This window comes from Streptomyces sp. NPDC001890, from assembly GCF_042891445.1.
Classification (GTDB): Bacteria; Actinomycetota; Actinomycetes; order Streptomycetales; family Streptomycetaceae; genus Streptomyces.
The window spans coordinates 52,177-73,606 of sequence record NZ_JBIATE010000026.1 but is presented as its reverse complement, the minus strand read 5'-3'; the positions used below and the strand labels follow the sequence as shown (position 1 = coordinate 73,606).

Genomic DNA, 21,430 nt, shown 5'->3' with positions numbered 1-21,430 from the left:
ACAGCCATAGGCCCGCCGCCCAAGACCGACCCGACGCGCGGCGACGCCGTGGACCGCACCATCAACGAACGGCCTTTCGAAGGTCGCTTCGAAGGCAAGGGCGCCCGCCCGCCGCATCGCGGAACGCATCCGGTTCCGTGACATGGCAGCCTGCGGCGCGGGCCCCTCCTGCGGCACGCTGGAACCATGGGGCCGTTCCCGGAGTCCCGTGCAGGGAAGGTCTGCCGAGACGGCGGGCCGGCAGAGGCATGGGCAGCAGGAGGGGTAGGCGGTGGCGTCGGTACCGTTGACGGCGGGTGATCCGGTGCAAGTGGGCCGGTACCGGATGCTGGCCAGGCTGGGCCAGGGCGGCATGGGCCGGGTATACCTGGGCCGTTCGCCCGGGGGACGTGCGGTGGCGGTGAAGGTGGTGCGGGAAGCACTGCTGTGGGACGAGGGGTTCCGGCGGCGCTTCGCACGCGAGGTCGAGGCCGCACGGCGGGTGACGGGCTTCTACACCGCCGCGGTGGTCGACGCCGATCCGTCGGGAACCCCGGCCTGGCTGGCCACGGAGTACGTCCCCGGGCTGTCGCTCCAGGAGGCGGTGGCCCGGCACGGGGTGTGGCAGGAGCACGCGATACGCGGCCTGGGCGCCGCCCTGGCCGAGGCGCTTGCCGCCGTGCATGCGGCGGACCTGGTGCACCGCGATCTGAAGCCGTCGAACGTCCTGCTGGCGCCCGACGGACCCAAGGTGATCGACTTCGGTATCTCGGTGGCGGCCGGCGACACCGCGCTCACCGAGACCGGAACGGTGATCGGCACACCCGGTTTCATTCCGCCCGAGCAGCTGCGCCACGAGGGCGCCGGGCCGGCCGGTGACGTGTTCGCGCTGGGGGCGGTGCTGGCGTACGCGGCCGCGGGCGTCGGCCCGTTCGGTGGGGGCGCGTCCCAAGCGGTCAACTACCGGGTCGTGCACCAGAGCCCCGACCTGAGGGGTCTGACGCCCGAACTCGCGGCCGTGGTGGCCCGGTGCCTGGCGAAGGACCCCGGGGAGCGGCCCACGGTGCCGTGGCTGCTGGACGCGTTGAGGCACCCGGAACCCGCCGTCGACCGGCACGCGCGCCAGGTCACTCCGGCACAGGTCGGAGGCGAGGAGGGCGACGGGGATGTCGCGACGGCCGGATGGATGCCCGGCCCGGTCGTCGACTCCGCCACCCGGATGCGGGCCGAGGTGCCCACCGAGCCCATGCCCCGGGCGCGGGACGGCAGGCCGGAGCTCCCGGTCGACGGTACGCCGGAGCCTCCGGCCGGCGCGCCTCCGCATGCCCGGCGCCGCCGCCTGCGTACGGCTCTCGCCACGGCAACCGCCCTGGCCGTCATTGTGACCGGCGTCATTGTGTGGCAGGTGTCCGCGGGCGAGGAGAAGGACGGCTCCCCGCCCGCTGCCTCTCCGAACATCGAAGAACTCTGGTCCCAGCCACTGGACGAGGGGCAGACCATGGCCACGGTGACGGAGCGGACTGTCTACCTCGAGAACAAGGACCGTCACGAGATCACCGCCCTGTCCGTCAGCGACGGCTCCGATCGCTGGGCCCGCCGGGTCAAGGTCTCCGACATCTCCGGGGAGAGCGACTACGTGAAGAACACGGTGGGCGACGGCATCGAGATCACCGCCGTCTCGGGCGGCCAGTTGTACTACGGCAGCGGCCAGTACCTGTACGCGCTGGACGCGAACGACGGTGATCCGCTCTGGGAGCACATGGACGACTCCTTCCACCCCTCCCCGGTGGTCGTGGGCGATGCCGCCTACGCGCACATGAACGCCTTCTTCTACGTCCTCGACCCGCGGACGGGGGACGAGCTGTGGAAGTACTCGTTCAACGGCCTGACGTCCGACGACGTCGCCGTCACCGGCGACACGCTCCTCACGCACGGCAAGAAGAAGATGATCGCGGTCGACACCCGCACGCACGAGGAGACATGGACCTACGAGGCCGGCAGCGAGGTGGAGACGGCACCCGTGGCGGCGGGCGGCAAGGTCTACTTCGGCACCAAGGACGGCGCCCTGTACGCCGTCGACGCCGCGTCGGGCAAGGAGGTGTGGCGCGGCACCTTCGAGGGGGAGCTGTGGGACGGCCGACTCGGCGGGGGAGCCGGTGGGCCCGAAGTGGCTGACGGGACCGTCTACTTCGAGAACGACGGCTACGTGTCGGCCTTCGACGCGGACACCGGTCGGGTGCTGTGGCGGAAGAAGCAGAAGGCCGAGGAAGTGACGTCCCTGACCGCCGTGGACGACACCCTCCTCGTCCACGACTCGGAGGGGTACCTGAGCGCGCTGGACGCCGGCAGCGGAAAGTCCCGATGGCGGGAACCGGTCGACGTGGACGACGACTCGGACTTCGGGATTGTCGGGAATACCGTGTTCGTCGAGCTGCACGGCCGACTGACCGCCTACCGGGCCGCGACGTGACCCACATGTCGTTCACGGCCGGGAAAGTGACGAACGAGGAGGAGCCAGTGCAGGCGTTCACACCGCTGGAGGCGGGTGACCCCACGCGGATCGGCCCGTACCGGGTCGTCGGAAGGCTCGGCTCGGGCGGGATGGGCCGGGTGTACCTCGCCCGGTCGCCGGGCGGCCGGGCGACCGCGGTGAAGGTGGTGCACGACGAACTGGCCGAGGACTCGTCCTTCCGTGCACGGTTCCGGAGGGAAGTGGCGGCGGCGCGGCGGGTGATGGGCCCCTTCACCGCGCCGCTGGTCGACGCGGACCCGGACGCGGAAACGCCGTGGCTGGCCACCGCCCACGTGCCGGGGCTCTCGCTGGGGGCGGCGGTCGCCAGGCACGGCGCCTGGCCCGAGCAGTCCGTACGGGCGCTGGGATCCGGGCTGGCGGAGGCCCTGGAGGCGATCCACCGGGCCCGGGTGGTGCACCGTGATCTGAAGCCGTCGAACGTGCTGCTGGCGCCGGACGGCCCCAGGGTGATCGACTTCGGGATCTCGGTGGCCGCCGACGACACCAAGCTGACGACCACCGGGGCCGTGGTCGGCAGCCCCGGCTACCTTCCGCCCGAGCAACTGATCGGCGGTGAGGTGGGGCCCGCCGGCGACGTGTTCGCGCTCGGCGCGCTGCTGGTGTACGCCGCGACCGGCACCAGCGCGTTCGGGGGCGGGCCCGCGCACGGCGTAAGCTACCGCGTCGTCCACGAGGACCCGGACCTGGCGGGGCTGCCCGGCGAACTCGCCGACGTAGTCGGCCGGTGCCTGGCCAAGGACCCGCTACGGCGGCCCGGAGTGCCGGAACTCGTCGCGGAGCTGGGCCGGTGGGAGGGCGCCGACGGGACCCGGGGCACGTTCACCGGCGCCACCTGGCTGCCCACGCCGGTCGCCGCCGATGCCATGGCGCTGCACACGGACCCGCTGCCGGAGGAGGCCGGCATGGTGACGGCGGGCGCGGACCACCCCGTGGGCGCGGACCTGCCCACGGTCGGCCCGGCGCACACCGCCGTTGCCACTGCGCGGCTCGGCAGGCCGCCCGCGCGGCCTTCGTCCGCAGCCCACCCGGGTGGGTGGGTCCGGCAGCGGCGTACGGCGGTCCTTGCCGCGGCGGGCATCCTCGTCGTCCTCACCGCCGTCGCCGGTCTGCTCCTGCCCCGCGTCCTCTCCGGCCCGTCGCGCGAGGGCAACGGGGTCGGCGGCAGCGGGAGCACCGCCACCCCCACGGTCGTCGCGAAACAGCTGACGGTGCGGGAACAGTGGCCGTCCGACGAGGACCTGTGGCACCCGGTGGTCGCCGACGGCAAGGTGGTCGGCGAGGGCCAGGACGGTCTCCTGCACGCGGTGGACGCCGACAGCGGCGACACCATATGGACGTACGACGATCCGACCGCGTCGTCCTTGGAGGGCGTGAGCGACGGTCTGGTAGTGGCCTCCAGCAACGAGCAGGGCACGATCCAGGGCATCGCTCTGGACGGCGGCAAGCGGATATGGAGCGTGGGTGCCCAGGCGCACACGGCGCCCGGCACGACGTTTCACCTCTACCTACGGATCGTGGTGGCCGACGGGACCGTCTACGTGAACGCCCTGTACGACCTCCCCGAGGGTTCGGAACCTTCCGGCAGGTACGCCGTGTCGGCACTGGACGCGGCCACCGGGCGGCTGAAGTGGACCCGACCGGTCGAGTACGGCCTGTCCGACGCGCTCGCGGTGGTGGACGGGGTGGTCTACGGCGGGATGTGGGAGAAGGACGGATCGTACTTCTACGCCCTGGACGCGGCCACCGGGGACCAGCGCTGGCGGTACCGCATGCAGGACAGGTACGGCACCGAGGTGACGGCGATCAGGGTGTCGGGAGACACGGTCTACGCCGGCGACAGCCGGGGTGACCTCCACGCCGTCGACGCCCGGCGGGGCACACGGCTGTGGACCTACGAGCCGGATGTCCAGAGCGCGCAGTGGCTCGAACCGCTTCTGGTCACCGACGGCATGATCCTGGGAGGCACTGGTGAGAACGACAGCACGAGGAGCCCCGGGGACGTGCACGCGGTCGCCGCCGGCTCCGGTAAACCGCTCTGGACCACGCACACGGAAGGTGAACCCGAGGTGCACGGTCTGCTGGGCGGCTCGGTGCTCTTCAGTACGGAAACCGGCACACTGCACGCCGCCGACGCCCGCACCGGCAAATCCCCGGCCGAGACACGCCTGTCGCCGGACGACCCCGACGCGGCCGTCGTCGGCGACCGGGTGTACTTCGACGGCGGCGACGGCCGCCTGCACGCGGGAAGGATCTCCCTCACCGAGGAGTGAGCGGTCTCACCGAGGAGTGAGCGGCCGGGCGCGGACAGCCCCGCCGGCTGAAACCGGTCGCGGCCTGGTCTGGAGCCGCGCCCAGTTCTGCGCAGGAGCGGCGAGGGTACGACACACCCTGGGGCGGTAGCGCCTCGCCGCGGCCGGCCAGGCCCCACCACTCGGCGGTCTCTGTCCGCCGGGCCGAGACCGCCCGGGTCCGCCCCGTATCCGTATCCGGGAGGCCGCGCTCGAAGCGGCCTCGCAGATCAGGAAACGCACGGCTTTCGGGCGGCGGCCCCGCCGTCAGACGTCGTCGACGAGATACGCCGTGCCGCCGAGAAGATCGGTGGCATCACGCAGAGCCGACGACCAGAACCTTCACGCGTAGCAACGAGTGGCACGCCACGTCAGGATCCGGTCCGGCTGGGCCTACGTCGCCTACGTCGCCTACGTTCCGGCGTGTTCTCCCGTGTGATCGTCGGACATGGCGCCGTTCATGTGCGTGAGGCAGTCGGCGCGCCTGTCGATTACCACTACCGACTCATTGCGTTCTCAGCTTGCGGCTACCGGCTCGGTTCTTCGCGATGTTTCGAATCTTCATTTTGCTACCGGACTCGGCGAGCACGGCGAGTACCGCCGGCGACCTCGACTCCTCGGCGAGGACGCGCTGCATCCAGTACGTGACCGTCGCCAACTCGCCCGGTGTCGGCACGTGACCGCCCTCGATGGACAGATAGAACAACCAGTCGTGGATGCGGCGGCGGATGAACTCGCGGTACCCCTCCGTCTTGAGCTGGTCGATCTCTGGCAGCAGTTCGGCCGACCACTGCCGGAACTCGGCAGGACTGGTCATCGTCATCGCGACCCTGTCCACGAGGGAGACCACCGCCGACTTGGACACCATCTCGATGGGGTCGCGCAGGATCGTGGCCACGATCGCGCGGTCTCGGTCGCGGTGCCGCGAGGAAGCGGTCACCAGGACGACGCGTCGGTACGCGGACGATCGCACGTGCTCGTCCGCAACGGCGTCGTCGACGTCCACGTCGAGGATGCCGCCCGCCGCCAGCAACTCGGCTACATCGCAATGCAATGTCATCGCTTCATCCCTTCTCGCAGGGCTGGACTCCACATCGCGGTCATCTTCCTCCGGTCCGCACTCTGATCCGAACGAAACGGCCCAGCACTGCCCACCACACCCGCCTGATCAAGACGCCGATCACAAGCTCAACACGCCCTCACCCCAACCATGCACGAGGTCGTCAGGTTGTCGCCGCCCAGCAGCGCCCCACCCAACCGGTGTCCACTTCGGAGGGTGAGCTGCGGTGAGGAGCTTGTCCTGCAGCGCAGCCGCTGTCCGGCACCACCTTGGCCGGGCCGGCCCCGGATCACTTCACGATCTTGTAACGGCCCAAGGCGATCTTGATGAGCTCGCCAGTGATTTCCTCGATGGTCGCGTCGATCCAGCCGATGACCCAGTCGTGCATGAGACCGTTGATGGCTCCGATGAAGGCGGCGCCGGCGATGCGGTAGTCGTCGGGGGGAAACTCGCCGCGTTCGAGGGCGTCATCGACCTGCCGGCCCAGCAGGTCGATCCAGACTGAACGGCGGTCCAGGCGTTGGCGGTCCAAGCGGGGACTGACGCCGACGATCTCGACGTAGGCGATCCGGGCGTGGCGCAGATCAGAAGCGGCGCCTTTGACGTAGGCGCGGAGCATCAGGATGATGCGCTCGCGCGGCGGCTTGTCCTGGATGGTGGGCAGGACGTCGAGCACGGCCTGCTCGGCGACGTCGTTGACGTACAGGTGCAGTTCGGCCAGCAGGTCTTCCAACGTGCGGAATTCTTCGTAGAACTGACGGCTCGACAGACCGGCGGCCTTGCACAGATCGGCGATCCTGGTGCCCCGGTAGCCGTGGACGGCGCCGAACATCTCCAGGCCCGCCTCCATGAAGCGCCTGCGGCGCTCGGCCTGTCGCTCGGACGCGTCCTTGCCCCCGTACCGGCCTCCCGCCGGGGTGATTCTGCCCGCCACTGTGCCTCCATCGGATGATACGGAGAATCTTCCCGCACCGGCCTTGCGGCGGACGCCGCCCCTCCTTACTATCCAGTAAGTTCGAATACGGCGATGTTCAGACTTGGAGAGGGTTCCGCGCGCAGCCCACAAGGTCAGCGGGACCCAGGTCGGCCATGCTCAGAACCCTCACTGCCGTTCGCCAGCCGCCCATGCCACGGCCCGCGCACCATGCGCCTCCATGCGCTGAAGGGTTGTGTGCGTCGACCCGGACCGGAACCGCTCCGCGTTCCCGCCCCTCCGCGGGCACTCACCTTTGGGAGAAGCAAGCATGCACGCTGTGAGTACCCATGCCCAGAAGACCTCCGCACGGACCGGAACCAGCCGCCGGCGCCAGCGTCTGCGGAACATCACCGCGGCAGCCGTCCTGGTGGCGGCCGGTGTCGTCGTGCCTGTCGTCTCGACGAACACCGCCGAAGCCGCACCCGCCCTGCGCGAGGTGATGTTCGTCGGCAACAACTGGGACGGCACCGCCGACGTCATCGAGTCCAGCGGCGACTTCGCCAAGATCGGCCGGATCAACGTCGTCCCCGACAAGGCCGCGCGCCTTGCCGCCATCTACCTCAACCCGATCAACCTGGCTGTCTATCTGGGGATCCGGGCGACCGCTGGCGAGGGTCACGACCAGCTTGTCGACGATCTGTACTCCACCCCCGACGGCAGCTCCCTGGTCGCCTCACGGCCCAGCTTCGGCGACGTCGTGTCCATCAACCTGACCACCGGCAGGGTCAACTGGCGGTTCGCTGTTTCGGGTTACCGATCCGACCACATGGCCGTCTCCCCGGACGGCACCAAAGTCGCGGTCTCGGCCTCGCTCAGCAAGACCGTTCACGTCCTGGACATCAACACCGGTAAGCAACTGGGCAAGTTCAGTGTCGGCGACAAGCCGCACGAGAACATCTGGACCAACGGCGGCAAGTACATCTGGAACATGTCCATCGGCAACGTCGAGACTCTTCTCGACGATCCGCTCTTGGACTGGACCAAGGGCGACCGGCGTATCACCGTCGTCGACGCGAGCACCTACGAGGTCGTCAGGACCATCGACATGCGCGCGCGCCTGAAGGCCTTCGGCCGCGAGGACCTGTCCAACGCCGTCCGGCCGGCGGTTTTCAGCCCCGATTTCTCCAAGCTGTACTTCCAAGTCTCCTACTTCAACGGCTTCCTGGAGTACGACGTCGAGACTGACAGGATCACCCGGGTCAAGACCCTGCCCAAGAACCCGGCCACCAGCGACGACCGCACCAGCTTCGTCAACGACTCACGCCACCACGGCATGTCCATGAACTTCGACGGCAGCAAGCTGTGCATCGCGGGCACCATGGACGACTACGTCACCGTCGTTGACAGCGCCGGTCTCCAGGAAGGCCCTCTCGTCTCCGCCTCCAAGCCCTACTGGGCCACCGTCAGCGGCGACGGCCGCGACTGCCTGATCTCCGAGAGCGGCGCCGACAGGGTCACCGCCATTGACTTCGCAACCGGCCAGAAGGTCGTCTCCGTACCGGTCGGCGACCACCCCCAGCGGGTCCGCATAGCCCAGATCCCTGCTGACTGGACCAGCCCCGCAGGCTGACCCCTCGTCCGACCCGGGGGCGCAGCTCGTGTGGTCGCCCTGCGCCCCGACACGGTGGCGTTCGTCCGCGAGTATCCGACGCTGTCGGGGATCTCGGAACGACCCGATCCTGCGGATGACCGTTGAGCTGGAACGGCGGATCTCCCGAGGCGGCCCTGGGAGGTTTGATGGGCGCATACACCCGACCTCGCAGGTCCTGGGGGAAAGGCGGTGACCCGGTGCGCTGTTGGCCGTGTTCCCGGATCAGCCCGACGGCCCGGCATTCCGAGCGAGGACCGGGAGGCGCGCCAGAGGGCCGCTTCCGCGAACGGGGACCCTTCCGGCGCGCCCGCCGCCCTGCTCCGCTTCGACGCGATTCGCGTGGGCGGCGGCTACGCGGGATTGGGGGGAGCTGCCCCGAAGGCGAAAGATGCCCGGACCGGCCGGTGCGGATCCGGTCAGGACGCCGGACGCCGGGGTCTTCCACAGGTACACGACACCGTCGCGGCTCGTCGTGGCGACCTGCGTGCCGTCGGGGCTGAACACCAGGCTGTTGAGGGCGTCCGAATCGGGGCCGTCGGTACGGCACAGGCGGATGACCTCGGCCAGGCCCGGCCGTTCCGCCGGATCCTTCGCCAGGCAGTGGGCGGCCACGGTCCGGACGGGTTCGGGGCAGCCGTCGAGATCCGGCGCCTGTTCGAGGATGCGGTACAGCACACTGTGCCCGGTGCCGCCGAACGCGGGCCGCGCTGTGGCGGCGTACGCGGCGATGGTGGCGAGTGCGAAGACGTCGACGGCCTCGGTGCGGCTCTCGCCTCTGAAGTACTCGGGCGCCATGTAGCCAGGCGTCCCGGCCGGCATGCCCGTACTCGTCACCGACGTGACGTCCGTGGCCCTGGCGATCCGAAATCGATGCCCTTGGGGCCGTCGGCGCTGAGGAGGAGGTTGGAGCGCTTCAGATCGCGGTGGATCACCCCGGCCGCGTGGACGGACTGCAGTGTCTCGGCCACCTGCGCCGTCAGCGCCGGCACCGCATCTGACGCCAGCGGCCCCTGCGCGGCCACCGCGTCGTGCACGTCTGGACGACGTCTCCGGCGCCCCCCGGGAGGCGGGGACGTCGCGGTGGGTAGCGGTCCGGATCAGTCGGCCGTGGCCGCCTGCTCGGCGCGGGCTCGGGCGCTGGCGAGGAGGTAGACACCTCACGGGGCCAAGCGGTCAAGCCGGTTCGTGAGAGGCCGGTGTAGCCTCCTGGCTGTTCGATTTCAGGCAGGGGTGGGGATGCGATGGACGTAGCGCGGGTCATGGAGTCGTTGGCAGAGCAGGGTGTGACGGTGTTGTTCAAGGTCGATGCCGAGCGCATGCGCGATGCGACGAAGCCCTGGACCCTCGTCGCGAGCGGGGCCCCGTTCCGGGATGATCTCCTGGTTCGCACGGAAGCCGTCTCTCTGGAGGCGTGCCTGGAGGTCTGCCTTCCGCGACTGCGTGAGCTCGGCTTGGTGATTCCCGAGTGACGGCGCGGTCCAGGGCGGGCAACGAGCCGTGATCGAGCTTCCCGAAGGGGCATGGTGGGACTGGGACATCGTTGCCTGGGACCCCGGGCGGTTGCGTCTGGGCGCCGGGCACGACATCTCGTATGCCCACGGCCTGGAGCTGGTGTTCAGCGACCCGGTCTTCGTCACGTGCCCGGCCGCCTTCCAGGACCCGGTGTTTCGTGCGCCGACGCCTGACGAGCTCCGACTCATTGCCCGGCAGGTCGGTGAGACACCTCCTGTACTGATTGCCTTCGAGGCCGATGCGGGCGGGTCGAGTCTCGCCTCCGGCCTGGTCGCGGCCGGGCAGCTCGACATCGTCCAGGGAACCGTCTTCCGGTACTGGCGCGAGAATCTGGCAGTCGGGGAACGTCTGGCTCCCTGGGTGAAGCCGCCGGCTTGATCGGTCCTCGGCCTATTCGGCTGCCGCACCGAGGGTTTCGGCTGAAGGAGGGAAAGCGGCGAATTCGTTTTTCACCCAGCGCCGGGTGTTGGGTGAGGTGCCGGCACATGCCTTCAGACCACGGGCGTCGGCGAAGCAGGTGCGACCGTCTCCGATCTCGGTCGGCACACGGTCACCGAGCTGGGTGCCGAGGCCGGGAAGGCCGAGGATGATCTCCGCGTCAGGACGCTGCGGGAAGACTGCCCGCGCGCCCTGACCAGTGTGGGAATCGGCTTGAGTAGCTCGCGGGCCTCCGTGCTGCACAGACGTTGTCCCTTGGCTTTGTTCACGACTCGTGGCTCTGACTCAGGTTTTATGGAGGGTGACGCTCTGTCATCATTCGACATCGAACAGCGGTATGGACGGTGGCGGCGGAGCAAGAACTGTGCGAAGGCGGCTGAGGGTGGCTCGCCACTGCTTCCAGTCTTTCGGGTCGACCCAGTTCGAGGCAGGCCCGGCCTCGTCGCTGATGACGCGAGCGAGGGCCTCGTCCGCGAGCAGCCGGAGATCGTCAGAGAGGACAGGCACGGGTGCTTCAGGGCCATAGGGTGTGTCGATCGGGTCGCCGCCAGGGCATTGCGCCGCAATCAGTGCGGCTGCGGCCACCGCTTCTTCTCCTTCGGTGAGCCAGTCGGTGGCGTCGACGGTCCGCGTGAGGACGCCACGGATCAGTGCCTCGCGTTCCTCGGGTTCGGCGTCGTCGAGGGCGTCGGCGAAGTCCGCGGCCGTGTCGTTGTCGAAGGGGCCGGTATCCCAGGTACCCATCTTGATCTCCTCGTGTAGGTGTGCCGGGATCCTTGCATCACCTGCTGACATTGCGATCACTGTGCGAGCAGTACGCGCTTCCGCGGAAGGGCGAAGCCAGCACGCCCGAACATCTGGCGCTTGAGCATCTGATCCGGTTGACACGCCCTTCGGCCGGACCCGAGCTCCAGGGCAGGGTCAATCCCGCGATGACGTCGTCTGGGGCGTGGAGGCTGGGCAGGTCGTCCTGGCGGACGGCGTCGAGCCGCGCCGGGAGACGCTTGCCCCGGCGGCCGGTGAGCATGCCCGCGAAGGAGCGGACGTGGCGGGTGAGGTGGGGCGAGCGCGGGGCACTGGGTGCGGACGGTCCTGAGCGGGAGCTGTTCGGGCTCGGCGAGGGGTTTCCGGGCGGCCGAGGATCCATCCGGAGACCCTTCGCGGCGTCGGCGAACCGTTTGACGGTGTGCCCGGCCATGCCGAGCGCCGCTGGACAGAGCGCAGGCTGTGTCCTGCTTCCAGGAGTGTGTGGACGGCGGCGTGCCGGGCCTGGGTGCGGTTGGCGAGCCGGTGCCCGGTCGGCCATGGCGAACCGGACGGATCTTCTTCCGTGGCTGACTCGGGCTCGGATTCGGGGGTTGCCGGGACAAGGGCTCGAAGGCAGCGGCGGTGCTGGGCGACTGCGCGCTGGGCGGGTTCGCTCAAGTTGCGCCAGAGGCGCCACCGGTCCGCGACGTGGATGGCCTGCGGGGCCGGTGGTGGCGCCTGCGGGGAAGAACGGTGCCCGGTCCCGGCGGATGACCGCGATGCCCGGGCGGTCGGCGAGCCGGGACGCCAGGCTGGACGCTTCCCGGCCCGGCAGCAGATCGACGGAGCGGCGGGTCTCGATGTCGACGAGGACGGTGCCGTAGAGGCGGCCCTTGCGGGTGGCGAACTCGTCGACGCCGACCACCCGCGGCGCGGGGACCTCGGGCTCGGGAAGGGCGTCCACCAGCCGGAGCACCGTGCTGCGGCTGACGGGCACACCGAGAACGCGCGCGATGCGGGCACCGGCCCGGCCCGCGAGGGCGAGACCGACTGCGGCCAGGGTGGAGCGCAACCGTGTGGTCCGCTGGCCGTGCCGTCATGTCAGGCCGGGTACCTGCTCGACGAAGGTACGTCGTGGACAGCCCGAGTTCCCGCAGGCGAACCGACGGACCCTCAGCCGGAGGCCGACGCTTCGACCACCGCTCGGCACACAGGCGGGTAACCGCAGGCAGGAACCATGAACCCGGTTCGACCAACCTCCGCAGACCGGGCACACGGCGCCGTCCGCGACGCATTGCCCATCAACGCGAAGCATCTCGATGTCCACATCCACCGACAGCACCGTGATGTCCGCGATCGACAGGAGCAACAACTCCTTCAGTCGGAGCACGACCTCTTCCACGGCCCCGCACTGTCAGCCCGACCGACTTGCCCACGGACCATTCTCGGGCGACTTCACGTACGACTCGAAGAGGCCTGACTGTCACTCGGAGCAGCCGCGCCGGAGAAGCTGAGCCAACGCCGCCTGCCGCGTATGAAGCCACCGCCCCGTGCCTCACCCCAGCACCAACAGCACCGCCAGAGCGACGAGGAGGGAGTCGATCCGGTCGAGGATGCCGCCGGAGCCGGGCAGCCACCGGCCGGCGTCCTTGGCGCGGGCGCCCCGCTTGACCATGGACTCCAGCAGGTCCCCGAGCGGGCCGCCGACCGTCACGGCCACCGCTGTCTGCCACGTCAGGGAGGACAGCACGGCCAGCGTGAGGAGACCGGCCGTGGCCCCGGCCAGCGTGCCGCTCCACCGCTTGGCAGGCGACAGCGGGGAGAGCCGGGGGCCGCCGAGACGGCGACCCGCCGCATACGCGACGATGTCGGCGATCGACACGGCCACGAACAGGACGAGGCCGAGGGCACCGGACGACACGAGGCCGGCCAGGGCGCCCAGCCACACGAGCCCCAGCAGGCCCGCACCCAGGCGGCGGAGCCCGTGCTCCGCGTCGCCCGAGAGCAACGGCACCCCGGCAATCGCAAGCGCCCCGGCCGCCGCCACCCGGAGCACCTCCCCGGGGGCCAGCCAGGCGGTCAGGACGAGTCCGACGATCGCCGCGCCCAGCACCGCCCGGTCCACCGGCCCCAGCCGGAGCAGCCCACCGAACTCCGCCACCGCGACCACACCGACCACGGCCGCGAGCACCGCGATCCCCGGTGGACCGAGCCAGAACGCGGCGGTGACCAGGGGCACTCCGAGCGCCCACACGCACCACCGGACCATCAGCTCACGGCGCCGGGTCGCCGCCACCGCGACGCCCCCGACCGTCAGTGCCCCGCCGAGGTACGGCACGAGACCGGCGACCGTCGTCACCGGGAGACCAGGCCCGACGCGCCCGACACCACTGCGCCCGGCGCGCGCAGCGCGTCCAGGGCGCTCCGGCACGCCGCCACGATCCGCGCGTTCTCCGCCGTGTCGCGGACGGCGATCCGGACGGTCCGCCCCTCGTACGCAGGGGACATCGGCGACAGGTCACGCAGGAACACGTCGTGCCGCCGGCACTCGCGCACCAGCTGCGCCGCGCTCGGTCCGTCCGACGGCAGGGTCACCGTGAGGAAGTTCGCCACCCCCTCGTCGACCGAGGAGAACCCGTCCAACTCCTTGAGGTCGTACGCCAGTCCCCGGCGCAGCACATGGGTGTGGGCCCAGCGCTCCGCGTAGTAGGCAGGGTCGCGCAGCGCCGTCACGGCAGCCAGCTGGGCCGGCAGGCTCACGGGCCACGGCGGCGTCCAGCGCCGCAGCTCACCGGCCGTTTCCGGACCGGCCACCAGGTATGCGGCCCGCATCCCCGACAGCGCGTACATCTTCGACAGCGAGGTGCAGACCACGACCCGGGCGTCGACCGAGGCGAGCCCGGCAAGCGAGTCCGCCGGATCGACATACCCCAGGTACGCCTCGTCGATCCACCACCGGGTCCGCACGGGCGAGGCCTCGATCACCGCGCGCAGCGCGTCGGCCGGGGCGTGGCGGCCGGTCGGGTTGTTCGGGTTGACCACCACCACGAGGTCGTACCGTCCGTCGCCGGTCGCGGCGGCGAGCCGGGCCGGGTCGAGCAGCCAGCCGTCCTCCCGGCGCAGCTGGAGCCGGTCGACCCGGCAGCCGATCACCCGCTCGGTGACATGGGCGTACTCCCCGTAGCCCGGATCGAGCAGGAGCACCCGGCTCCCCGGCGTCAGCCACCGGCCGAACGCGCGGAAGATCAGATCGGACGAGCCCGCCCCGACGACCAGCGACTCCACCGGCAGCCCGCGGACCCCGGCGATCTCCGCGAGCAGTCCCTCCGCGCCCGTCGGCGGCGAGGTCCGGGCCGCCCACCCCGGATCCTCCGAGAGGACCGCGCGGACCCGTGGGGACGGCGGGAACCAGGCGTCCAGCACATCCGCCGCGACCACCTCGTGACGGCGGGTCAGGGTCCGGAAGTCGGTGCCGATCGCCGAGAAGAACGCCCCACCGTGCTCACAGCCGTCCGCACGCGGCGCGAAGGGCACGTCGAGCTGCCAGTCGAGGCCCGCACGAAGCCGCTCCAGGATCCGGCCGTGGCGCTCCGCGACCGTCCTCGTCAGCTCGGCCACGGAGCCGCTGAGGACCTCGAACGAGACCGCGCCCGAGCGGACCGTGCGCCCCACCGGCCGCAGGCCGGCGGCGAGGTACATGTCGAGCAGCTCCGTGCGTCCCATCGCCACCACCCGGCGGCCACCCCGCGCCGCTACCCAGCGCAGCGCCGCGTACATGAGGAGTGGCGCCGCCGAGGTGGACCGCCAGTGCTCCTCGACGGTCAGGACGCGGATCTCGAACGGAGCCTCCTCGGTCAGCACCGGCAGCTCCTCGCGCGTCAGGTACTTGTCGAGGGAGTAGCGGCCGACCCACGGCGGGGTGAGGCTGACGAAGCCGATCCGCGTCTCGCCGCGCGCGGCCACGAGATAGACGTTGTCGCCGTCGAGTCCGTCGCTCAGCCTTCCCGACGGATCCACTGGATGCTGGCCGAGCTCCTCCGCGTACACGCGGTGGCGCAGTTCGTGGATCCAGTTCTGATCCCGAGGCGTGGCAGCGCGCAGCTGCAGAGTGTGGTCCATGCGTATGTTCCTCTGAGACGGTCCGGCGTTCGCGCCCCAGCATGGGGGAGTCCGACAGACGGCACCTGAGTACGCGTACTCAGCCGGACAGCGGAGGAGTTGGAAGCGGTGCAGGCCAGGGCCGAGTCCATGGGCAGGTGCCGAACCACCGGCGCCGGCCGTGCCTCCCGACACAGATGTTCGGCCGCTCTGGCTTCCAACTCCTCAGAAAACGAGTCCTGTTGTCGTGAAGGACGGTGATGGCGTCACAGAAGTTGTGTCCAGAGACAGTACTTGTGGACAAGGCCATCGCGGGCGAATCCGGTCTTCCGTCTCCGCATGCGTCAAATCCCCACGGCCCATAAAGCCGGCCTGCCCCAACACCCCACTCAGGTCAGGAGATCCGGGAACAGTGCCTAGTACCAAGGGCGGGTGTCATGCGTCGGCAGCGGACGCAGTTTCGGCCAGCGTTCGAGCAGGCGGCCGGCCAGGGCGGAGCTGAGGCGGCCGACGGCGTGCAGGTGATCGTGGTCGCGGGTCATGTCGGCGACCACGCCCAGGCGGTGGACGAGCCGCTCACGGGCGGAGATGTAGCCCCACTCGAAGTCCTCGGCTGGCACGCGGGCGAGCTGGTCGACCGTCCCGCGGTGGGCCCGCTCGACGAGCGCGTCGCCCTGGATCAGCCAGCCTGCGCACGCGTCGGCGAGGTCACCAGGCACGTCCTTCCCGGTGAGGCCGCGCCAGGTGCTCCGGTAGATGTTCTCGACCTCCGTGAGCGGAGCCGCGGTGACCGACATGGCACACCAGCAGGTGGGGAAGCCGATGCGGAAGTAGGCGAGTTCGACCAGACCGTTGCCGAGCGAGGCCCGCTCGAAGTCGACGAAGCGGACGCCGTCGGCGGTGCGCAGATCATTGCCGGGGCAGGGGTCGCCGTGCAGCAGCGCATGGTGCGGGGTGGGGTCCAACCGCTGCAGGAGACCGGCGAGTTCATTGGGAACCGTGGAGGGTACGGGCACGTCGAGCGCCCTGGCCAGGGCGAGGAAGGACTCCGCGTCAGTGGCCGTAGGCCCCGACCAGACCGGTAGTGCGCCCGCGTCGGCGGGCCTGGTCAGGGCGTGCAGCCGGGCGAGCGCCTCGGCGTACCCCGGCATCCAGTCGTCCGTCTTGCCGAGGTCGTCCAAGTGCTCAAGGACCATCACCCGCGAGGAAAGGTCCGTGGCGAGCACTGCGGGGGCCACGGCGGACCCGGAGGCCCGCCCCGCCAGGCGCAGCCCGGCGACCTCCCGCGCGAAGCGCGTGTTCGCGTCGGCACTTGTGTCGCCGCCGTCGGTGATCTGCTTGACGATCACCAGCCGCCGGTCGGCCAGCCACACCCGCCACACACGTGACCGCGGACTGCTTTCCAGGAGTTCGGTCTGCTTGGGGGTGCCCACATTGGAGAGGAGCGCCGCATTGAGCGGAACACGGTTCAGCATGCCGACGAGCGTAGCTTCGCACGCGCGCGAGTGACCTGGCCCCGCCAAGTCCTCCTGGGACGTGTCTGAAAGAGCGTTTCGTCCCGGCTGGGCTGTTTGATAACTCAGGCGGTGAGGCGGCTTCAGGTGGTCGTGCGTCTGTGGTGATCGGGTCGTGTGGGTGCGTAGGGTCTGAGGCTGCGTGCGGGATCGTCCGTAGAGGCAAGGAGAGATGCTGGAAATGGACAGTGTGGGAACAGCGCGGCTGCTGATCAGCAATGGCGGTGAGGCCGCGCTGGAGCTGACCGTGGAGCCCTGGGCGGAGACGCACCAGATGCTTCCGAAGCAGACGTGGGTCGCTGTCACCCACTCGCCTGCGGCGGATGGTTCATGGTCTGGGACTCTGCGTGGGGACGAACCATTCCAGGTGGACCATCGACCCGAATCGGTCACGGTGTGGGTCAATGGCAACTGCTTTCACCTCAGTGACACGGAGGAGAACACGATCGACTCGGCCGACTGGAACTGCCCCGCTCGGGGTTCTGCCTCCTGACTCAGGAGTCGCGCCGGTTCGGCGTGGACTCATGGGTAAGCCGTCGGCTCATGAGGTCGACCATGGCAACCTTGATCATGGCTTCGGAGCGGTGGGTTTCGTAGTCGCGAGCGAGGCGGCGGTGGTGCATGAGCCAGCCGAAGGTCCTCTCGACGGCCCAGCGTCGCGGAATCACCTTGAAGCCCTTCTGGGCGGGTTCGCGGCGGGTGACTTCGACATCGATACCGAGGGTGGCGCCATGGTCGATGACTTTGGTGCGGTAGCCAGTGTCGGCCCATGCCTTTGTGACGCGGGGGTGGCCTTCGGCAATGTTCGAGAGCAGGTGGATGCTTCCGGCGTTGTCGGAGACGCTGGCGGCGGTGACCAGTACGGCCAAGAGGAGTCCGGCGGTGTCGACGCCGATGTGGCGTTTGCGACCTGCGATCTTCCTGCCCGCGTCGATGCCCTGCCCGGCGGCGGGAACGTTGGCTGAGGTTCTGATGCTCTGGGCGTCGAGGATGCAGGCGCTGGGCTCGGCATCGCGGCCTTCGGCCTTCCGGACCAGTCGTTGCAGGAGTCCGTTGCAGGAAGGGGAGTCAGCTCCACTGCCGATATGCGCTCTAGCTGGATTCCTTGCTGCTGCGCCGATCCGTAGGTTTCACGTCATGACGCTTTCAACCAGGCACTTACCGCTCGGCAACAGGCGACGTGGTCTGTTCATCTTCCTCGGTGTCGCTTACATCGGCATGTGGGCGGCCATGTCACCGCTCCTGGCCAGCGGTTACCGGCGCGGTGACGCACGCGAGGAGACTGGTGCACTGGAGCAGGTGTGCATCGCGGCCGCGATGTTGGCGCCTGCCCTCGCCGCAATCCTCGTCGTCCGCTGGGTCGAGCACAGCGGCCGGGTGCGGGACACTCTCGCCCTGCGCTGGACGAAGCCCTGGGGGCGTGCTGCTCGGGCGTGCCTGATGGCTTTCGTCGTCCCCGCCGGCCTCACCACGGCTGCTCTTGTCATCGGCACCTTCGCCGGCCGCTACCCGTTCGGTGGAGTGCACTGGAACGGGCTCGATTCGTGGGCGGCCGCAGCGGTGCTGAACATGCTGGTGTCGCTTCCGCTGTTCTTCGGCGAGGAACTGGGCTGGCAGGGCTACCTCTTTCCGCGCCTCGCACAGAACGGTGACCGCCAGAGCCTGATACGGGCGTACGCAATCACCGGCGCGGCCTTTGCCCTGTGGCACCTGCCCACGCTGCTGATGGGCGGCCAGTATCCAGGTCGGCCCTGGTATGTGTCAGTGCCCGCCATGCTGGTGAGTTGCCTCCTCATTCTGCCGGTCTTCACGTGGCTGCGTCTGCGCTCCGGCTCGGTCGTACCCGCCGTCATCGGGCATGCGTTCGTGAGTTCGGTGAGTGTCGCCGTGGTCACGGAGTTCGCCGATTCCAAGGCAGCCCTGGATCCCCTGCACATGAGCATGGCGGGATGGCCCGGCTGGATCGCCACAGGCGCATTCGTCGCCTTCCTGACGCTGACCGGCCGACTTCAGCCATCCTTCTACACGGCCCGAACCGTCCCTCACCCCGCATCGATCCGCAAACTGTAAGCGTGTCGTTCAACGTTCTCGACTTGTCGGCGGACGCCCCGGGCGGGCCGTTGCTCTGATCGTCGCTACCGCTAGTCGAACAAGTGGCTGATGCCGCCTTGGCCGTCCGTTCCGTTCCACATCACGGTTCCCAGCCAGAACGGGAACCAGAACACCCGCTCCGGCAGAAACGGGGTGGCGATGAACCAGACGAGGGACAGAACAGCGAATGCCACGCAGCCGCACCAGCCATGTCTGCCAGGAGTAGTTCTTCGAGCCTGGCGGCCTGCCTGGTCCGAGTCGGGACGGTTTCGGTGCACTGGCTGGAGCCCCGGTCTTCGGTGCAGGTTCCTGAACCTCCTGCGGACGCGAGCGGGTGTGAGTTCGTTCGGCTCGGCTGGCTTCTCCCAGGGCCGCCGGACAGCGATCACCAGCCAAGTCCACCGGTCGGCCGCATCCGAACCGCGAAGCCGGGCCTTGGTCCAGCCGAGGGTCTGCTTGAACAGGCGAAACGTGTGCTCGATGTCGAAGCGCCGAAGGAACGAATGCCGGCAGCGGTCGACGTCGCGCCTCCGTGGCGCCCGTGCCTGACCACCCCAGCCAGACCGGCTTGTTCACCCCGTCGCTGGCCGGCGGCCACGAGCCGCTCGACAACCCCGCGGATCTGGACCATGGTGACGGCAGCGGTATCGGCGCCGGGCTCCAGGCGGACCGCGTCCAGCACCGCCGTCCAAGAAGTGCGGCCCGTCTCCAGCGCGGCCACCACCGAGTATGGCCGGCCGGGCACCATCTGATGCTTACCCTCCTCCCGGCCGAATGCGCGACAAGATGCGTGATCAGTAGCACAGGTGTTGGCATTCGGCCGCAGCCACGGCGAGACATCCACGGCCAACAGCAGCAGACCGTCCGCCGCCCTCGGTAACGGCGCCCCGGCCAAGGCGCGACGCAGCCGAGCAACATTGATCCGATTCTGGTTGAGCCCGCCGTACAGAACCCCGTGACCACTGTGGTGTTCGGGCGTGAGCGCGAGATCGGCCAACGTCCGCACCGGCCCGTTCGTGCACAGCAGCGCGTCGCACAACTCGAACAACGCGTCCTCCCGCGCAGTCGGACACGCATACAGCTCCGACCGGAAGCGTGACACTTCCGCGAACGCGTTCGTCAGGACGTTCTGATGCGCCAAACTCACGATCACGGCCTTCGCGCTGTTCCTACGCCTCTGTGACGTACCACGGATCAGATGAAGGCCGCCTTCACGTCCGCTGAACTGCGGACATGCCGATCAGGTTCGAGCCGCGTTCGACGCCGGACCATAAACGACAAGCTCAGCTTGTCCTACCTTTCAAGCGGGTCGGATCTGATCATTCGTAGGATCGGGGAAGCCCAGGGGTTCCGGGTATGGCTGTGAGCTTGTCGCCGCTTGATGGCTCAAAGAACTTGGTCGCCCGGAGCCCCGCGACGACTCGACCGCTGATTGGGATACGCGACTTGATCGCTTCGTAGGACAACGCCGGCGAGGTCGTCTGCTGGGACCAATGTGAGACGACGAGCTGGCGGAGGTGGCCATGCCCCAGATATGGGCCGGAGTGGACATCGGCAAGGAGCATCACCACTGCGTGGTGATCGATGCCCAGGGCAAGCGACTCCTGTCACGCCGGGTCCTGAACGACGAGACGGTCCTGCTGGAGCTCATTGGCGATGTACTCGCCCTCTCCGAGGACATCCTGTGGGCGGTGGACATCAACCACGGCGGCGCGGCCCTGCTGATCGGGTTGCTCCTGAGCCACGGCCAGCCGATGACCTACCTCACCGGCCTGGCGGTCCACCAGGCATCTGCCGGCTACCGCGGCCAGGGCAAGACCGACGCCAAGGACGCCTTCGTCATCGCCGACCAGGCCCGGATGCGCAACGACCTCGGCCTGCTGCGGCCCGGCGGCGAGATCGCCGTCGACCTGCGCACCCTGACCGTGCGCCGAACCGACCTCGTCTGCGACCGCACCCGGCAGATCAACCGACTCCGCGCTCAACTCCTGGAGTTCTTCCCGGCGTTGGAACGGACTCTTGTGCTGACGAACAGGGGCCCGGTCCTGCTGCTGACCGGCTACCAGACCCCGGCCGCGTTCCGTCGCAGCGGCGCGAAGCGCGTCGAGACGTGGCTGAGGAACCGCAAGGTCAAGAATGCCGCAGCCATCGCCGCCTCAGCCATCGAAGCTGCCGTTGGCCAGCAGACGTCTCTGCCGGGCGAGAAGCTGGCCGCCGCCATGGTGGCCCGTCTCGCGAAGGGGGTCATTGCCCTCGACGAGGAGATCGCCGAGCTCGACGCGCTCATCGAGGCACGGTTCCGCGAACATCCGCACGCCGAGGTGATCCGCAGCCTGCCCGGGATGGGCGCCCTGCTCGGCGCCGAGTTCATCGCCGCGACCGGCGGCGACATGGACGCGTTCAGCACACCAGACCGCCTGGCCGGCTTCGCGGCCTGGCCCCCGTGCCACGAGATTCCGGGCGCGTCAGCGGCAATATGCGGCGCCCCCGCCGCTACCACCATGGGCTGCTGCGGGCCTTCTACCTCTCCTCCATGGCCAGCCTCAGGACATGCGCCGCGTCGCGGACGTACTACCAACGCAAGCGCGACGAGGGGAAGGGTC

At 69.5% G+C, this 21,430-nt stretch carries 18 protein-coding genes and 2 pseudogenes; 8 read left to right on the top strand and 12 right to left on the bottom strand.

Annotation, left to right across the window (positions count from 1 at the left end; genetic code table 11):
- The first annotated feature begins 271 nt into the window (after window positions 1-271).
- Together ACFYY1_RS35975 and ACFYY1_RS35970 are read left to right on the top strand one after the other, a co-directional pair.
- On the top strand, window positions 272-2,449 hold the full coding sequence (locus ACFYY1_RS35975; protein WP_388593162.1) for a PQQ-binding-like beta-propeller repeat protein: 2,178 nt from the start codon (window positions 272-274) through the stop codon (window positions 2,447-2,449).
- A gap of 47 nt (window positions 2,450-2,496) precedes the next feature.
- Window positions 2,497-4,782, top strand: a complete 2,286-nt coding sequence (locus ACFYY1_RS35970) for a PQQ-binding-like beta-propeller repeat protein (protein ID WP_388593160.1) — start codon at window positions 2,497-2,499, stop codon at window positions 4,780-4,782.
- A 523-nt stretch (window positions 4,783-5,305) separates the two neighbouring features.
- On the opposite strand, the gene ACFYY1_RS35965 is transcribed toward ACFYY1_RS35970, so the two are convergent.
- Together ACFYY1_RS35965 and ACFYY1_RS35960 are read right to left on the bottom strand one after the other, a co-directional pair.
- Window positions 5,306-5,860 carry a hypothetical protein gene (locus tag ACFYY1_RS35965; protein WP_388593159.1) on the bottom strand — a complete coding sequence of 185 codons (555 nt, stop codon included), beginning with the start codon at window positions 5,858-5,860 and terminating at the stop codon, window positions 5,306-5,308.
- 289 nt (window positions 5,861-6,149) lie between these two features.
- A complete protein-coding gene (locus tag ACFYY1_RS35960; RefSeq protein ID WP_388593158.1) occupies window positions 6,150-6,710 on the bottom strand; it encodes a TetR/AcrR family transcriptional regulator in 561 nt (186 codons plus the stop codon).
- A gap of 394 nt (window positions 6,711-7,104) precedes the next feature.
- Here ACFYY1_RS35960 and ACFYY1_RS35955 point away from each other — a divergent pair, with 394 nt between their 5' ends.
- Window positions 7,105-8,406 (top strand): YncE family protein, encoded by a 1,302-nt coding sequence (locus tag ACFYY1_RS35955; protein ID WP_388593155.1) that lies wholly within the window; start codon window positions 7,105-7,107, stop codon window positions 8,404-8,406.
- Window positions 8,407-8,649: 243 nt separating this feature from the next.
- Here ACFYY1_RS35955 and ACFYY1_RS35950 read toward each other — a convergent pair whose 3' ends face one another.
- Window positions 8,650-9,261 carry a hypothetical protein gene (locus tag ACFYY1_RS35950; RefSeq protein WP_388593152.1) on the bottom strand — a complete coding sequence of 204 codons (612 nt, stop codon included), beginning with the start codon at window positions 9,259-9,261 and terminating at the stop codon, window positions 8,650-8,652.
- Window positions 9,258-9,461: a hypothetical protein gene (locus tag ACFYY1_RS35945; protein WP_388593150.1), complete on the bottom strand. Its 204-nt coding sequence runs from the start codon at window positions 9,459-9,461 to the stop codon at window positions 9,258-9,260. Before ACFYY1_RS35945 ends, ACFYY1_RS35950 begins: the two co-directional genes overlap by 4 nt.
- Before the next feature lie 225 nt (window positions 9,462-9,686).
- Between ACFYY1_RS35945 and ACFYY1_RS35940 the strand changes: the two genes are divergently transcribed.
- Both ACFYY1_RS35940 and ACFYY1_RS35935 read left to right on the top strand, forming a co-directional pair.
- Window positions 9,687-9,896: a hypothetical protein gene (locus ACFYY1_RS35940; protein WP_388593147.1), complete on the top strand. Its 210-nt coding sequence runs from the start codon at window positions 9,687-9,689 to the stop codon at window positions 9,894-9,896.
- Between the two features lie 28 nt (window positions 9,897-9,924).
- On the top strand, window positions 9,925-10,317 hold the full coding sequence (locus ACFYY1_RS35935; protein WP_388593146.1) for a hypothetical protein: 393 nt from the start codon (window positions 9,925-9,927) through the stop codon (window positions 10,315-10,317).
- Between the two features lie 375 nt (window positions 10,318-10,692).
- Here ACFYY1_RS35935 and ACFYY1_RS35930 read toward each other — a convergent pair whose 3' ends face one another.
- From ACFYY1_RS35930 to ACFYY1_RS35910, 5 genes are all read right to left on the bottom strand, one after another.
- On the bottom strand, window positions 10,693-11,121 hold the full coding sequence (locus ACFYY1_RS35930; RefSeq protein ID WP_388593144.1) for a DUF4259 domain-containing protein: 429 nt from the start codon (window positions 11,119-11,121) through the stop codon (window positions 10,693-10,695).
- Between the two features lie 1,099 nt (window positions 11,122-12,220).
- Window positions 12,221-12,526 (bottom strand): transposase family protein, encoded by a 306-nt coding sequence (locus ACFYY1_RS35925; protein ID WP_388593143.1) that lies wholly within the window; start codon window positions 12,524-12,526, stop codon window positions 12,221-12,223.
- 153 nt (window positions 12,527-12,679) lie between these two features.
- Window positions 12,680-13,483, bottom strand: a complete 804-nt coding sequence (locus ACFYY1_RS35920; RefSeq protein WP_388593141.1) for a phosphatidate cytidylyltransferase — start codon at window positions 13,481-13,483, stop codon at window positions 12,680-12,682.
- Window positions 13,480-15,243 carry an aminotransferase class I/II-fold pyridoxal phosphate-dependent enzyme gene (locus tag ACFYY1_RS35915; protein WP_388593140.1) on the bottom strand — a complete coding sequence of 588 codons (1,764 nt, stop codon included), beginning with the start codon at window positions 15,241-15,243 and terminating at the stop codon, window positions 13,480-13,482. Before ACFYY1_RS35915 ends, ACFYY1_RS35920 begins: the two co-directional genes overlap by 4 nt.
- 395 nt (window positions 15,244-15,638) lie before the next feature.
- On the bottom strand, window positions 15,639-16,697 hold the full coding sequence (locus ACFYY1_RS35910; RefSeq protein WP_388593138.1) for a phosphotransferase: 1,059 nt from the start codon (window positions 16,695-16,697) through the stop codon (window positions 15,639-15,641).
- Between the two features lie 211 nt (window positions 16,698-16,908).
- Here ACFYY1_RS35910 and ACFYY1_RS35905 point away from each other — a divergent pair, with 211 nt between their 5' ends.
- Window positions 16,909-17,229 (top strand): hypothetical protein, encoded by a 321-nt coding sequence (locus ACFYY1_RS35905; protein ID WP_388593137.1) that lies wholly within the window; start codon window positions 16,909-16,911, stop codon window positions 17,227-17,229.
- Window position 17,230: 1 nt separating this feature from the next.
- On the opposite strand, the pseudogene ACFYY1_RS35900 reads toward ACFYY1_RS35905, so the two are convergent.
- A pseudogene (locus ACFYY1_RS35900) lies at window positions 17,231-17,791 on the bottom strand (transposase); the annotation flags it as partial.
- An 82-nt stretch (window positions 17,792-17,873) separates the two neighbouring features.
- Between ACFYY1_RS35900 and ACFYY1_RS35895 the strand changes: the two are divergent.
- Entirely contained in the window at window positions 17,874-18,806 is a 933-nt protein-coding gene (locus tag ACFYY1_RS35895; protein WP_388593134.1) for a type II CAAX prenyl endopeptidase Rce1 family protein, read from the top strand.
- 71 nt (window positions 18,807-18,877) lie between these two features.
- Here ACFYY1_RS35895 and ACFYY1_RS35890 read toward each other — a convergent pair whose 3' ends face one another.
- Together ACFYY1_RS35890 and ACFYY1_RS35885 are read right to left on the bottom strand one after the other, a co-directional pair.
- A complete protein-coding gene (locus ACFYY1_RS35890; RefSeq protein WP_388593132.1) occupies window positions 18,878-19,021 on the bottom strand; it encodes a hypothetical protein in 144 nt (47 codons plus the stop codon).
- 191 nt (window positions 19,022-19,212) lie between these two features.
- Window positions 19,213-19,980: a transposase gene (locus ACFYY1_RS35885; protein WP_388593130.1), complete on the bottom strand. Its 768-nt coding sequence runs from the start codon at window positions 19,978-19,980 to the stop codon at window positions 19,213-19,215.
- 370 nt (window positions 19,981-20,350) lie between these two features.
- Here ACFYY1_RS35885 and ACFYY1_RS35880 point away from each other — a divergent pair.
- Window positions 20,351-21,345, top strand: a pseudogene (locus ACFYY1_RS35880) (IS110 family transposase); the annotation flags it as partial.
- Window positions 21,346-21,430 lie beyond the last annotated feature (85 nt).